General features: G+C 42.1%; 16 protein-coding genes. 15 read left to right on the forward strand and 1 reads right to left on the reverse strand.

Features of this window, described 5'->3' with window-relative positions; genetic code table 11:
- Nucleotides 1-102: 102 nt before the first annotated feature.
- From prsW to fni, 8 genes are all read left to right on the forward strand, one after another.
- The gene (gene prsW, locus NYE22_RS09910) at nt 103-759 is read left to right on the forward strand and encodes a glutamic-type intramembrane protease PrsW (RefSeq protein WP_003230542.1); all 657 of its coding nucleotides are present in this window, start codon (nt 103-105) and stop codon (nt 757-759) included.
- A 138-nt stretch (nt 760-897) separates the two neighbouring features.
- Entirely contained in the window at nt 898-1,815 is a 918-nt protein-coding gene (gene sleB / locus NYE22_RS09915) for a spore cortex-lytic enzyme (RefSeq protein WP_015714181.1), read from the forward strand.
- A 34-nt stretch (nt 1,816-1,849) separates the two neighbouring features.
- Nucleotides 1,850-3,202 carry a germination protein YpeB gene (ypeB, locus tag NYE22_RS09920; RefSeq protein WP_064671065.1) on the forward strand — a complete coding sequence of 451 codons (1,353 nt, stop codon included), beginning with the start codon at nt 1,850-1,852 and terminating at the stop codon, nt 3,200-3,202.
- Between the two features lie 92 nt (nt 3,203-3,294).
- Nucleotides 3,295-3,948: a cyclic di-GMP receptor DgrA gene (gene dgrA, locus NYE22_RS09925; protein ID WP_038828571.1), complete on the forward strand. Its 654-nt coding sequence runs from the start codon at nt 3,295-3,297 to the stop codon at nt 3,946-3,948.
- A gap of 44 nt (nt 3,949-3,992) precedes the next feature.
- Nucleotides 3,993-4,169 (forward strand): YpfB family protein, encoded by a 177-nt coding sequence (locus NYE22_RS09930; RefSeq protein ID WP_080121181.1) that lies wholly within the window; start codon nt 3,993-3,995, stop codon nt 4,167-4,169.
- Nucleotides 4,170-4,247: 78 nt separating this feature from the next.
- Nucleotides 4,248-4,922 carry a (d)CMP kinase gene (gene cmk, locus NYE22_RS09935; protein ID WP_021481555.1) on the forward strand — a complete coding sequence of 225 codons (675 nt, stop codon included), beginning with the start codon at nt 4,248-4,250 and terminating at the stop codon, nt 4,920-4,922.
- A gap of 232 nt (nt 4,923-5,154) precedes the next feature.
- Nucleotides 5,155-6,303 (forward strand): 30S ribosomal protein S1, encoded by a 1,149-nt coding sequence (rpsA, locus tag NYE22_RS09940; RefSeq protein ID WP_014477197.1) that lies wholly within the window; start codon nt 5,155-5,157, stop codon nt 6,301-6,303.
- A gap of 12 nt (nt 6,304-6,315) precedes the next feature.
- The gene (gene fni / locus NYE22_RS09945; RefSeq protein ID WP_153256905.1) at nt 6,316-7,365 is read left to right on the forward strand and encodes a type 2 isopentenyl-diphosphate Delta-isomerase; all 1,050 of its coding nucleotides are present in this window, start codon (nt 6,316-6,318) and stop codon (nt 7,363-7,365) included.
- 42 nt (nt 7,366-7,407) lie between these two features.
- Here fni and NYE22_RS09950 read toward each other — a convergent pair whose 3' ends face one another.
- Nucleotides 7,408-7,539 carry a YpzI family protein gene (locus NYE22_RS09950; RefSeq protein ID WP_003225499.1) on the reverse strand — a complete coding sequence of 44 codons (132 nt, stop codon included), beginning with the start codon at nt 7,537-7,539 and terminating at the stop codon, nt 7,408-7,410.
- A gap of 77 nt (nt 7,540-7,616) precedes the next feature.
- Between NYE22_RS09950 and NYE22_RS09955 the strand changes: the two genes are divergently transcribed.
- From NYE22_RS09955 to NYE22_RS09985, 7 genes are all read left to right on the forward strand, one after another.
- The gene (locus NYE22_RS09955) at nt 7,617-8,216 is read left to right on the forward strand and encodes a hypothetical protein (protein WP_169037840.1); all 600 of its coding nucleotides are present in this window, start codon (nt 7,617-7,619) and stop codon (nt 8,214-8,216) included.
- On the forward strand, nt 8,213-9,106 hold the full coding sequence (locus tag NYE22_RS09960; protein WP_003230562.1) for a YIEGIA family protein: 894 nt from the start codon (nt 8,213-8,215) through the stop codon (nt 9,104-9,106). The genes NYE22_RS09955 and NYE22_RS09960 overlap by 4 nt, the downstream gene beginning before the upstream one ends.
- Nucleotides 9,103-9,297, forward strand: a complete 195-nt coding sequence (locus NYE22_RS09965) for a hypothetical protein (protein WP_038828580.1) — start codon at nt 9,103-9,105, stop codon at nt 9,295-9,297. Before NYE22_RS09960 ends, NYE22_RS09965 begins: the two co-directional genes overlap by 4 nt.
- 153 nt (nt 9,298-9,450) lie before the next feature.
- Complete coding sequence (engA, locus tag NYE22_RS09970; RefSeq protein WP_021481550.1) at nt 9,451-10,761, forward strand: ribosome-associated GTPase EngA; 1,311 nt, start codon at nt 9,451-9,453, stop codon at nt 10,759-10,761.
- A 17-nt stretch (nt 10,762-10,778) separates the two neighbouring features.
- A complete protein-coding gene (locus tag NYE22_RS09975; RefSeq protein WP_003230566.1) occupies nt 10,779-11,816 on the forward strand; it encodes an NAD(P)H-dependent glycerol-3-phosphate dehydrogenase in 1,038 nt (345 codons plus the stop codon).
- Between the two features lie 337 nt (nt 11,817-12,153).
- Nucleotides 12,154-12,357 carry a DUF2768 domain-containing protein gene (locus tag NYE22_RS09980; RefSeq protein ID WP_004399143.1) on the forward strand — a complete coding sequence of 68 codons (204 nt, stop codon included), beginning with the start codon at nt 12,154-12,156 and terminating at the stop codon, nt 12,355-12,357.
- A gap of 21 nt (nt 12,358-12,378) precedes the next feature.
- Complete coding sequence (locus NYE22_RS09985; protein ID WP_032726047.1) at nt 12,379-13,113, forward strand: hypothetical protein; 735 nt, start codon at nt 12,379-12,381, stop codon at nt 13,111-13,113.
- The last annotated feature ends 45 nt before the right edge of the window (nt 13,114-13,158 follow it).

Below are 13,158 nucleotides of genomic sequence, written 5' to 3' on the forward strand. Positions count from 1 at the left end.
TGCATTCGTATGCTCTTTTTGTTTTTTTAAGTGCAGACAGATGTAAAATTTTAAACAACATGGTAGGATAGACGTAGGAATATAAAGGAAAGAGGTTGCCTGATGTTTGCAATCATCTCTGCAGGAATTGCCCCCGGCATCGCGTTATTAAGTTATTTTTATTTAAAAGATCAGTATGATAATGAACCTGTACATATGGTGCTACGGTCGTTTTTTCTCGGGGTTGTTCTTGTATTTCCCATCATGTTTATCCAGTATGTACTTGAAAAAGAGAATGTAGGAGGCGGAAGCTTTTTCGTTTCTTTTTTATCTTCGGGGTTTTTGGAGGAATCATTAAAATGGTTTATACTGATGATCAGTGTTTACCCGCACGCCCACTTTGATGAGCATTATGACGGGATTGTGTACGGTGCAAGTGTATCACTCGGTTTTGCAACCCTCGAAAATATTCTTTATTTAATTGGCCACGGCGTGGAGCATGCGTTTGTCAGGGCGCTGCTGCCTGTTTCATGCCATGCCTTGATTGGCGTTATAATGGGATTTTACCTTGGAAAAGCCCGTTTTTCCGCTGATAAGGCGCGTGTAAAGTGGCTTACTCTTTCTTTAGTTGTCCCATCTCTTTTGCATGGATCATATGATTTTATCCTAACAGCGCTTAGCAATTGGATTTATTATATGCTTCCATTTATGGTGTTTTTATGGTGGTTTGGTTTGCGTAAAGCGAAAAAAGCCCGTTCCGTTAATATGATGCAAGTATAGAAGCCGCACAGCAACCGTGCGGCTTTTTTGTGTGCAGTTTTTATGTTCTGAGGGATAACAAGGAAAGAGTGTATAAAAATAACCTCGTTACAGAAAATACGATTACACTTAAAAATTTGCAGTAGGAGGCTTGAAAAGATGAAGTCCAAAGGATCGATTATGGCATGTCTCATCCTTTTTTCCTTTACAATAACGACGTTTATTAATACTGAAACGATCTCTGCCTTTTCGAATCAGGTCATTCAAAGAGGGGCAACCGGGGATGATGTGGTCGAGCTTCAGGCGCGTCTTCAATACAACGGATATTATAACGGAAAAATTGACGGGGTTTATGGATGGGGGACGTACTGGGCAGTTCGGAATTTTCAGGATCAATTCGGGTTAAAAGAGGTTGACGGCCTTGTAGGAGCTAAAACAAAGCAAACCTTAATATGTAAATCAAAATACTATCGTGAATATGTTATGGAACAGCTCAATAAAGGGAATACATTCACGCATTACGGAAAAATCCCGCTGAAGTATCAGACGAAACCGTCAAAAGCAGCAACACAAAAAGCAAGACAGCAAGCGGAAGCGAGGCAGAAACAGCCTGCGGAAAAAACAACGCAGCAGCCTAAAGCGAATGCGAATAAACAGCAAAACAATACACCAGCAAAAGCAAGAAAACAGGATGCGGTAGCAGCGAACATGCCTGGTGGATTTTCCAACAACGATATCAGGCTGCTTGCTCAAGCGGTTTATGGCGAAGCCCGGGGCGAGCCGTACGAGGGGCAGGTTGCTATTGCAGCAGTCATTTTAAACCGTTTGAACAGCCCGTTATTTCCAAATTCAGTAGCGGGGGTTATTTTTGAGCCGCTTGCCTTCACAGCAGTAGCCGACGGACAAATTTACATGCAGCCGAATGAAACGGCCCGAGAAGCAGTGCTGGATGCCATCAATGGCTGGGACCCATCAGAGGAAGCACTTTACTACTTTAATCCGGATACGGCTACAAGTCCGTGGATTTGGGGGCGTCCACAGATTAAAAGAATCGGTAAACACATTTTCTGTGAGTAGCAGATATGAGAAAGCATAAAAAGAGGTGTGATAAATGATCAGAGGAATTTTAATCGCCGTGCTTGGTATTGCAATAGTCGGTACAGGCTACTGGGGATACAAAGAACACCAGGAAAAAGACGCAGTTCTTCTTCATGCTGAAAATAACTATCAGCGGGCGTTTCATGAGCTTACCTATCAGATGGATCAGCTTCATGATAAAATCGGAACAACACTTGCCATGAACAGCCAAAAATCACTGTCGCCTGCATTGATCGATGTGTGGAGGATTACATCAGAAGCTCATAACAGTGTCAGTCAGCTGCCGCTTACATTAATGCCGTTTAATAAAACTGAAGAGCTATTATCAAAGATCGGCGATTTCAGCTATAAAACGTCAGTCAGAGATTTGGACCAAAAGCCGCTTGATAAAAACGAGTATACATCACTAAATAAGCTATATCAGCAGTCCGAAGATATACAAAATGAATTGCGTCATGTTCAGCACCTTGTCATGAGCAAAAACCTTCGCTGGATGGACGTAGAAATGGCCCTGGCTTCTGACGAAAAACAAAGTGATAATACGATTATCAACAGCTTTAAAACAGTCGAAAAAAATGTTGGTGCATTCTCCACTGGCACTGATCTTGGTCCGAGTTTCACCAGCACGAAAAAAGAAGAGAAAGGCTTCAGCCATCTGAAGGGAAAACAAATTTCCGAACAGGAAGCAAAACATATTGCTGAGCGCTTTGCCCCAGATGACAATTATTCAATTAAAGTGGTAAAGAGCGGAAAAAAAACAAATCGCGATGTATATAGCATCAGCATGAAAGATCCAGACCATAAAGCAGTGATTTATATGGATATTACGAAGAAGGGCGGGCATCCGGTATACTTGATCCAAAACAGAGAAGTGAAAGATCAGAAAATCAGTTTAAATGACGGATCGAACCGAGCGCTTGCATTTTTAAAGAAAAACGGATTTGAAACAGATGATTTGGAAATTGATGAAAGTGCGCAATATGATAAAATCGGTGTATTTTCATATGTTCCTGTTGAAAATAAAGTCCGGATGTACCCCGAGGCAATTCGTATGAAAGTGGCCTTGGATGACGGTGAGGTTGTCGGCTTTTCAGCAAGAGACTTCCTCACATCTCACAGAAAAAGAACCATACCTAAGCCTGCAATTACTGAAGCAGAGGCAAAGTCTAAATTAAATAAAAATGTACAAGTGAGAGAAACAAGGCTCGCTTTGATTACAAATGAACTAGGTCAAGAAGTGTTATGCTACGAAATGCTTGGGACAATTGAAAATGACACATTCAGAATGTATATCAATGCCAAAGACGGATCGGAAGAAAAGGTTGAAAAACTAAAAAATGCAGAACCTATATATAAAGACCTATAAAAACAGGAGGAAAGGACTAAATGTCTTTTCCTTTTTTTCATTACGTGCTTTAATAAAAACGTGAGTATATTGAATGCGAAAGAGTGAAGTCAATGATAGAGATTGGAGAAAATGTACTTTTAGAATATATAGAAGAAAATGAATTGAAAAAGGCAAAAAGCAAGGCGGTCAGCATCGAAAACAATGAACTTTTGATCGCGTATCCTGTTGATGTAGTTACAGGGCGAACTGTGATTTTACATAACGATATGGAAGTAACGGTAGAGTTTGTGGGAAAAGACGAAGTTCCTTATCGCTTTATAAGCCGTATAAAAGGTAAAGTGAAGGACAAACTTCAAATGATCTGTCTTGAAATGCCTCCCCGTGAAAAAATGATAAGAATCCAGCGCCGCCAATATGTAAGAACTGATGCGGTATTAGATGTGCAAATTCAGCCGGGAAATGAGGAAGAGGTCCGCACACTATCCTATAACATCAGTGCAGGCGGCATCGCCGTGGTTTTAGCTGATGGCCTTTCTTTTCAATCGGGGGAATCATTGCGTCTGATCATTCGTCTTCCTGAAGAGGAGCACACACGTCAAATAGAAACAGAAGCAGTTGTCAGACGAATCTTTAATGACCCCAAGTCAGGAAAACGCAAAATGACTTTAGAGTATTCAGAAATTGCAGCAGGTGACCAGCAGGCTTTGCTTCAATACTGCATCAGGCGCCAGTTAAATAAGAGAAGAAAGGCCCGAATGGAATAAACATCGGCAAACACTTCCATACTATTTGTAATGGAGGTGCTCCAATGAAAACATTTGAACGGCTGCTGATCAAATTATTGTTCATTCAGGCCATCATTTTATTTGGTGTCCAATTTCTTTTTCACTATCAGCATATTGAACCATACATATCAAAAGTGATTCAATATGAAGGGGTGGATAACATGGAGGGGGACAATAAGATTGAAACCTTCAAACATTAATTATTCATCAATTTTTCACCCTTTTTCATAAAGTTCGTGATACAATCCATAGAGGAGAAAAGAGCAAGGAGAGGAATTATGGAAAAGAAATTATCGATTGCAATTGACGGCCCGGCAGCTGCAGGGAAAAGCACCGTTGCCAAAATTGTGGCTGAGAAAAAATCGTACATATATATTGATACAGGAGCAATGTATCGAGCGATTACGTACGCGGCTTTACAAGAAAACGTTGAGCTGACAAATGAAGAAAAACTGGCTGAGCTGCTAAAGCGGACAGACATTGAGCTGATTACAACAAAAGATGGACAAAAAGTGCTTGTAAACGGCACCGATGTAACTGATGCGATCAGAACAGATGAAGTCAGCAACCAAGTTTCAATTGCGGCCAAGCACAGAAGTGTCAGAGAAGAAATGGTGAAACGCCAGCAGCAGCTTGGGGAAAAAGGCGGCGTCGTCATGGATGGTCGTGACATCGGGACGCATGTGCTGCCAAATGCAGAAGTAAAAATCTTTCTTTTGGCATCTGTTGAAGAGAGAGCGAAACGCCGTTATGAAGAAAATGTGAAAAAAGGCTTTGATGTCAACTACGAAACATTAATTGAGGAAATTGCAAGAAGAGACAAGCTTGATTCAGAGCGCGAAGTATCTCCGCTGCGTAAAGCAGAAGACGCTCTTGAAATCGACACGACATCGCTTTCCATTCAAGAGGTAGCTGATAAAATCCTCGAGGCTGTGGAGCAAAAGTCCCGCTGAGGATGGCAAATGCCACTTTTTTTGAATTTTTCAACGAAGATAGAATGTTATTGCTTGACAAACCTGTCCTTTTATTAGAAGTTAATACTAATAAAACTTTTTATTGATCATTCAAAAAACTTTTTTGGATGATTCTTTAATACATATTCGGCTAAAAGCGGGCATGTTATATGTTCAGCTTTCAAACCGTTTTAATTAAGCTGTGTAGGTTTGGACCAAGGAGGTTATTCAAATGACAGAGGAAATGAATCAAATTGATGTTCAAGTGCCAGAGGTTGGAGATGTAGTTAAAGGGATTGTGACAAAGGTAGAAGACAAACATGTAGATGTAGAAATTATCAATGTCAAACAATCCGGTATTATTCCAATCAGTGAATTATCAAGTCTTCATGTAGAGAAAGCATCGGATGTTGTTAAAGTAGACGACGAGCTTGACCTGAAAGTAACAAAAGTGGAAGACGATGCTTTGATTTTATCTAAACGTGCTGTTGATGCAGACCGCGCTTGGGAAGACCTTGAGAAAAAATTTGAAACAAAAGAAGTGTTTGAAGCTGAAGTGAAAGATGTCGTGAAAGGCGGCCTTGTCGTTGATATCGGCGTTCGCGGTTTTATTCCGGCATCGCTGGTTGAAGCACATTTCGTTGAAGACTTCACTGACTATAAAGGAAAAACACTGTCACTGCTCGTTGTAGAGCTTGACCGTGATAAAAACCGCGTGATCCTTTCACACCGTGCTGTTGTTGAAAGTGAACAAGCGAATAAAAAACAAGAACTTCTTCAGTCTCTTGAAGTTGGAAGTGTACTTGATGGCAAAGTACAGCGCCTGACTGATTTTGGCGCGTTTGTTGATATCGGCGGCATCGACGGACTTGTACACATTTCACAGCTTTCCCACTCTCATGTAGAGAAGCCGTCTGACGTTGTTGAAGAGGGGCAAGAAGTAAAAGTGAAAGTGTTATCGGTTGACCGTGATAATGAACGTATTTCTTTATCGATCAAAGATACACTGCCTGGACCTTGGAGCCAAATCGGCGAAAAAGTGAAGCCTGGAGATGTGCTTGAAGGAACTGTACAGCGTCTTGTAAGCTTCGGTGCCTTTGTTGAAATCCTTCCAGGTGTTGAAGGTCTCGTTCATATTTCTCAAATTTCCAATAAACACATCGGCACGCCGCATGAAGTCCTTGAAGAAGGACAGACTGTAAAAGTGAAGGTTCTTGATGTGAATGAAAATGAGGAGCGCATTTCATTAAGCATGCGTGAACTTGAAGAAACGCCTAAAGCTGACCAGGAAGATTACCGTCAATATCAAGCGAAGGAAGAAACAAGCACTGGCTTCCAGCTTGGAGATCTGATCGGAGATAAGCTGAATAAACTAAAATAATTGGTGATAAACGTGACTCGAGCAGAACGAAAAAGACAACACATCAATCATGCCTTGTCCACCGGCCAAAAGCGGGAAACAGGTCTTGATGATATTACGTTTGTTCACGTCAGTCTGCCCGATCTTGCATTAGAACAAGTAGATATTTCCACAAAAATCGGCGAACTTTCAAGCAGTTCGCCGATTTTTATCAATGCAATGACTGGCGGCGGCGGAAAACTTACATATGAGATTAATAAATCGCTTGCGCGAGCGGCTTCTCAGGCTGGAATTCCCCTTGCTGTGGGATCGCAAATGTCAGCATTAAAAGAGCCATCAGAGCGTCTTTCCTATGAAATTGTTCGAAAGGAAAACCCAAACGGGCTGATTTTTGCCAACCTGGGAAGCGAGGCAACGGCTGCTCAGGCAAAGGAAGCCGTTGAGATGATTGGAGCAAATGCGCTGCAGATCCACCTCAATGTGATTCAGGAAATTGTGATGCCTGAAGGAGACAGAAGCTTTAGCGGCGCACTGGAACGTATTGAACAAATTTGCAGTCATGTCAGTGTACCAGTCATTGTGAAAGAAGTCGGATTCGGTATGAGCAAAGAATCAGCAGGAAAGCTGTATGAAGCTGGTGCTGCAGCTGTTGACATAGGTGGTTACGGGGGAACAAATTTCTCGAAAATTGAAAATCTCCGAAGACAGCGGCAAATCTCCTTTTTTAACTCGTGGGGCATTTCGACAGCTGCAAGTTTGGCGGAAATCCGCTCTGAGTTTCCTGCAAGCACCATGATCGCCTCTGGCGGTCTGCAAGATGCACTTGACGTGGCAAAGGCAATTGCGCTTGGGGCCTCTTGCACCGGAATGGCAGGGCATTTTTTAAAAGCGCTGACTGACAGCGGTGAGGAAGGACTGCTTGAGGAGATTCAGCTGATCCTTGAGGAATTAAAGATGATTATGACCGTGCTGGGCGCCAGAACGATTGACGATTTACAAAAGGCGCCCCTTGTGATCAAAGGTGAAACCCATCATTGGCTCACAGAGAGAGGGATCAATACATCAAGCTATAGTGTGCGATAAATGATAAAAGCCCAAAACCATATGTGGTTTGGGCTTTTTGTATTATGATTTTCGCTTTTTGAATCTTCCGTTTTGTTCAAGGCTTGTCGCTCCGTCATAGTGAATGGACTGGTCGCGGTCTGATTCGACTCTGCCTGAAGCTTTGAGTTTTTTCTCTTGTCTGTCTTTTCCCATGATCATACTCCTTAATGTGAGATCGATTGTTTAAAAAATGTGCTTGAACTCCATACTGGGAATATGGAGGAAGTAAAATGGAACAATTTTATTACTATTGGTCAATGTGGTTTCTGTGGGTTCTGACAACATTTATTTTTGAAAAGACGAAAAGACGAATTGCCGTCTCTGTCTTTATTTTAACTAATATTATTCTAAGCATACATGACATCGCTTTATATTTTTCCCTGAATGCTGCATTTTTGATGTTTTTCGTTTGCGGATGTGTCTATGCCGGGTATTTGGGAATGTATCGTTTTCGTTACATCATGGTCTATCTGACGCTTGTTGCCGCGTATGCGTTTGTTTATCTTTTTGCATTATATGACCCGGTTTGGTTCATCATAAAACCTGAGTGGGCTGCTGTTATATTCATAGTGCTTTTAACAGCTTCTGTTGAAAGGAATTTTGAGAAGCAGCTTGTCTTATTTGTCCTAGGGATGTGCCAAGGCGAACTGGTGTATTCATTTGTGATCCAGAAGTTGGCCGGGGCTATGGCTGTTGGCGGCTTTCAATGGCTGAATGCGTGTTCTGCGGGGATGATATTGCTGTTTGGCATATCTAAATACGAACACCTCGCAAGCCAGATTGGTCAGAAAAGCAAAAGATCAAACAAAGGAGCTACCAAAATGTCATGAGTGATTACATCTATCCGATTATTGCTGGGGTCATTGCCGGAATTGCGACAAGGCTTTATATGCTGAAAACGGATTACCGCCAGTATCCGACCTATGTTCATGGGAAAGTGATTCACATCGCGCTGGGGTTGATAGCGGCTGGTTTAGGTGCAATTATTATGCCGGCGCTTTTGCAGGAGGAATTTACGGCCATCACATTTTTAACATTGGCAGCGACGCAATTTAGAGATGTCCGAAACATGGAGCGGAACACATTGACGCAAATGGATTCGTATGAACTTGTCTCAAGGGGAAGCACATATATTGAGGGGATTGCCATTGCGTTTGAAAGCAGAAATTATATTGTGATCTTTACAGCGCTTTTGACAACCTCTGCGTATGTGTTTTTATCCATCTGGGCTGCTGTCATAGCGGCTGTCGTTTGTTTTTTACTGGCCATGAAATTTATGTCGGGCAGTGTGTTGAAGGATATTGTAGACATCGAGTACATAAAGCCGCGCTTTGACGGTCCGGGACTGTTTGTTGATAATATTTATATGATGAATATCGGGCTTCCAGAGAAACAGGAACTGATTTTAAAGCATGGCATGGGCTTTATTTTAACGCCAAAAAACTTTAATTCAGCAGCGACGATAGCAAATTTAGGGCAGCGTCAGGCCATTTTATTTGATGTTTCCAATGTGCTCGGGGTTTATCGGGATTCAGGAGAGCCATCTTTGACACCAATTGCAAAACGGGATTTAAATGATGGGAGAGTGGCGGTATTTGTTCTCCCGCAAATTCACCATCCCGAAACGGCTGTTCAAATTATTAGCAATGTTCCAACCCTGGAAAATGCGATTAGAATGCCGACTGAATTTATCAAGAATCAGGATAAGGTGATAGGATGAGTGAATCTCTTACGAAAGTGATTTTGTCTGTAATCACGACAAATCCAAACCGGGCTGCAGGGGGAGCACCTGTCTTTTTTTGCAATGACCAAAAGGAGATGGAGCTTTTCGCTAAAAATCTTGAGGCGATCCTTGATGGAATAGCACACAGAATCGGAGATGACGTGTATTTGATCGTGAAACATTTTTAAGAATAGTTGTGATCCCAGTAAAAACTGATATAATAAATGAGTTAAGCCCTTCCTCTGAAGGGTTTCTTTTCATAAAAGTGAATGAAATGATTTTAATAACCGGTTGAAAATTTATGTAAAAATGAAAGCGGCTGGATTGAAAGGAAGGGTACTATGGGTAAACCTGTCGTAGCCATTGTCGGGAGACCAAATGTAGGAAAATCCACAATCTTTAACCGGATTGCGGGAGAAAGAATTTCAATAGTAGAAGATACCCCTGGCGTGACAAGGGATCGGATATACAGCTCGGCTGAATGGCTGAATTATGATTTTAATTTGATTGATACGGGCGGTATTGATATCGGTGATGAGCCGTTCTTAGCGCAGATTCGCCAGCAGGCTGAAATCGCCATGGATGAAGCGGACGTGATTATTTTTATGGTGAACGGCCGTGAAGGCGTGACAGCTGCTGATGAAGAAGTGGCGAAAATTTTGTACCGCACAAAAAAGCCTGTTGTTTTAGCGGTTAATAAACTGGATAACACAGAAATGAGAGCGAATATGTATGATTTTTATTCGCTAGGCTTTGGCGAGCCATATCCAATTTCGGGAACACACGGACTCGGACTGGGTGATTTACTGGATGCCGTTGCAGAGCATTTTAAAAACATTCCAGAAACGAAATACAATGAGGAAGTTGTTCAATTCTGTCTGATCGGACGTCCGAATGTCGGAAAGTCTTCACTTGTGAACGCAATGCTCGGCGAAGAACGCGTTATTGTCAGCAACGTGGCTGGAACGACAAGAGATGCTGTTGATACGTCATTTACTTACAACCAGCAGGAGTTTGTCATTGTCGATACTGCAGGTATGCGAAAAAAAGGGAAAGTCTATGAAACGACTGAGAAGTATAGTGTACTGAGGGCGCTGAAAGCGATTGACCGCTCAGAAGTCGTGGCAGTTGTGCTGGATGGCGAAGAAGGCATTATTGAACAGGACAAGCGTATCGCCGGTTATGCACACGAAGCGGGCAAGGCCGTCGTAATCGTCGTAAACAAATGGGATGCTGTTGACAAAGATGAGAGCACAATGAAAGAATTTGAAGAAAATATTCGCGATCATTTTCAATTTCTGGATTATGCGCCAATCCTATTTATGTCTGCCTTAACGAAAAAACGGATCCATACGCTGATGCCTGCGATTATTAAAGCAAGTGAAAATCATTCACTTCGAGTTCAAACAAACGTCTTAAATGATGTCATTATGGACGCTGTGGCAATGAATCCGACACCGACTCATAACGGTTCTCGTTTGAAGATTTACTATGCGACTCAAGTGTCGGTAAAGCCGCCAAGCTTCGTTGTGTTTGTAAACGATCCGGAATTGATGCATTTTTCATACGAACGGTTTTTAGAAAACCGAATCAGAGACGCGTTCGGTTTTGAGGGGACACCAATCAAAATATTTGCAAGAGCTAGAAAATAAAAAGGTGTGAATCAAACATGAAAAAAGTCACAATGCTTGGAGCAGGGAGTTGGGGAACAGCACTGGCTTTAGTTCTAACTGATAATGGAAATGAAGTGTGTGTGTGGGCTCACCGTGCAGATTTAATTCATCAAATTAATGAGTTGCATGAAAACAAAGATTATTTGCCGAATGTTAAGCTGTCTACATCCATTAAAGGAACAACAGATATGAAAGAGGCTGTTTCAGACGCAGATGTCATTATCGTTGCGGTCCCGACAAAAGCAATTCGGGAAGTGCTGAGACAGGCTGTCCCTTTTATAACGAAAAAGGCAGTCTTTGTTCATGTCAGCAAAGGTATTGAGCCGGATTCACTTCTGCGCATTTCTGAAATTATGGAAATTGAGCTCCCGAGTGATGTCAGAAAAGATATTGTTGTCCTTTCCGGCCCGAGTCATGCGGAAGAAGTAGGGCTGCGGCACCCCACAACTGTTACTGCATCTTCAAAGAGCATGAGGGCAGCAGAAGAGGTGCAGGATCTATTTATTAATCACAATTTTCGGGTATACACAAATCCTGACATTATCGGAGTTGAAATCGGAGGGGCTTTAAAAAATATTATTGCCCTTGCTGCAGGAATTACAGATGGTTTAGGGTACGGCGACAATGCCAAAGCGGCTTTGATTACACGCGGACTTGCCGAAATCGCGAGACTCGGAACGAAAATGGGCGGAAATCCCTTGACGTTCTCTGGATTGACAGGAGTAGGCGATCTGATTGTGACGTGCACAAGTGTTCATTCCAGAAACTGGCGTGCGGGCAATTTGCTCGGAAAAGGGTACAAGCTTGAAGATGTTCTTGAAGAGATGGGAATGGTAGTCGAAGGCGTTCGCACGACGAAAGCGGCTTATCAGCTTTCGAAGAAATATGATGTTAAAATGCCGATTACAGAAGCTCTCCATCAGGTCCTATTCAACGGACAAAAAGTGGAAACCGCTGTTGAATCTTTAATGGCGAGAGGGAAAACCCACGAGATGGAGGATTTGGTAAATACGTTTGAAAATCAAGTGAAGTAAAAGTGTCAATCGTATGATGAAACGCATATCTTAATTGAACGAAAGCCCGAAAAACAGAAGAACACCCAAGTCTTGGGATCTCCTGAAACATTTTGCCGATTTAGGCAATAGAGGATGCATCTGTATGCCAAGTCGCATACTATAGCATCGAAGTCCAAGAGAGTGTTTCTTAAACGTGCAGGTGAATATAGTCAAGTTGACTGAAGCGAAGGTCCCCCTCTTTGCTTCAGTTTTTTTGTTCTATCAAAGGATGGAAAATCCGGTTGATCTTTTCCGGCGCTGTATATTAAAATATAATATAACGCTTACATCATACATATCGGGGAGGCGCACGTCATTGAATCTGGCATTGATGAAAATGTGGTTTGCTCTAGGGTCCATGGGTCTGATGTTTCTGGCTGTAGCTTCCATCTATTTAAGCCGCTTTAAGTGCCAAAACCGTTTTTTGAAGATTGCGATTTCATCATTCGCATACATGTGTATGCTCATATCTGGAATTATTGTGTTTGTCGTGGTTTTTAGTGGCCCTGTCAATGAATAAAGCTGTAAAAGGAAGTGCTGTATGGGTAAACTGAAGTGCGCAATCATTTTTGCGGCAGTCGTGTTTTTATCCGGATGTTTATATCCAAATGAACGGAAAAGCAGTGTGCATGCCATTCCTTATCAAGACCAGCTAAAGCAGGTTCAATCTGCTGTTGATGAATTTCAAAAGGCAAATGGAGGGCTGCTTCCCATTCAAACAAAAGATATGTCGACACCGCTATATCAAAAATATCCGATAGACTTTAACCGGTTAGCGCCAAGATACATAGCTGAACCTCCAAGTACGGCATTTGAAAGCGGGGGAGACTATCAATACGTGCTTGTTGACGTAGAGAACGATCCGACTGTTAAATTAATTGATCTGAAGATGGCAGAAAAAATTCGCGATGTGAAATTGCGCATCCAAATGTATCGTCAGGAGCATCAATATCCGCCTTACAAGGATGTGCTATCTCGTGATTTATTTACACTCGATGAGAAGAAGCTTGGGGATGGCAGCTCTCTTACAGTGACAAGCCCAATCTCAGGGAATTCGTTGCCGCTTATGATTGACGGAGACGGAGAAATATATGCCGATTACCGGACTGAGCTGGCTTCTTGCCTCAAAAAAAGCAAAAAAACGTTTAAACCCGGGACTGAAATCCAGGATATGATTTGGGAGGAAACCCCCTTTGTCCCCGCGTTTTCTGTAAAATATACGGTAAATGACAAACAGGAACCTGTTTTTTTAGAAAATGATATGAAAAAGGAATGAACCTTTCTCCCTTGCATACAAATAGGGAGAAAGGTTTTTTTATAT

Origin of the sequence: Bacillus sp. FSL K6-1560 (assembly GCF_038592935.1) — a bacterium.
Classification (GTDB): Bacteria; Bacillota; Bacilli; order Bacillales; family Bacillaceae; genus Bacillus; species Bacillus subtilis.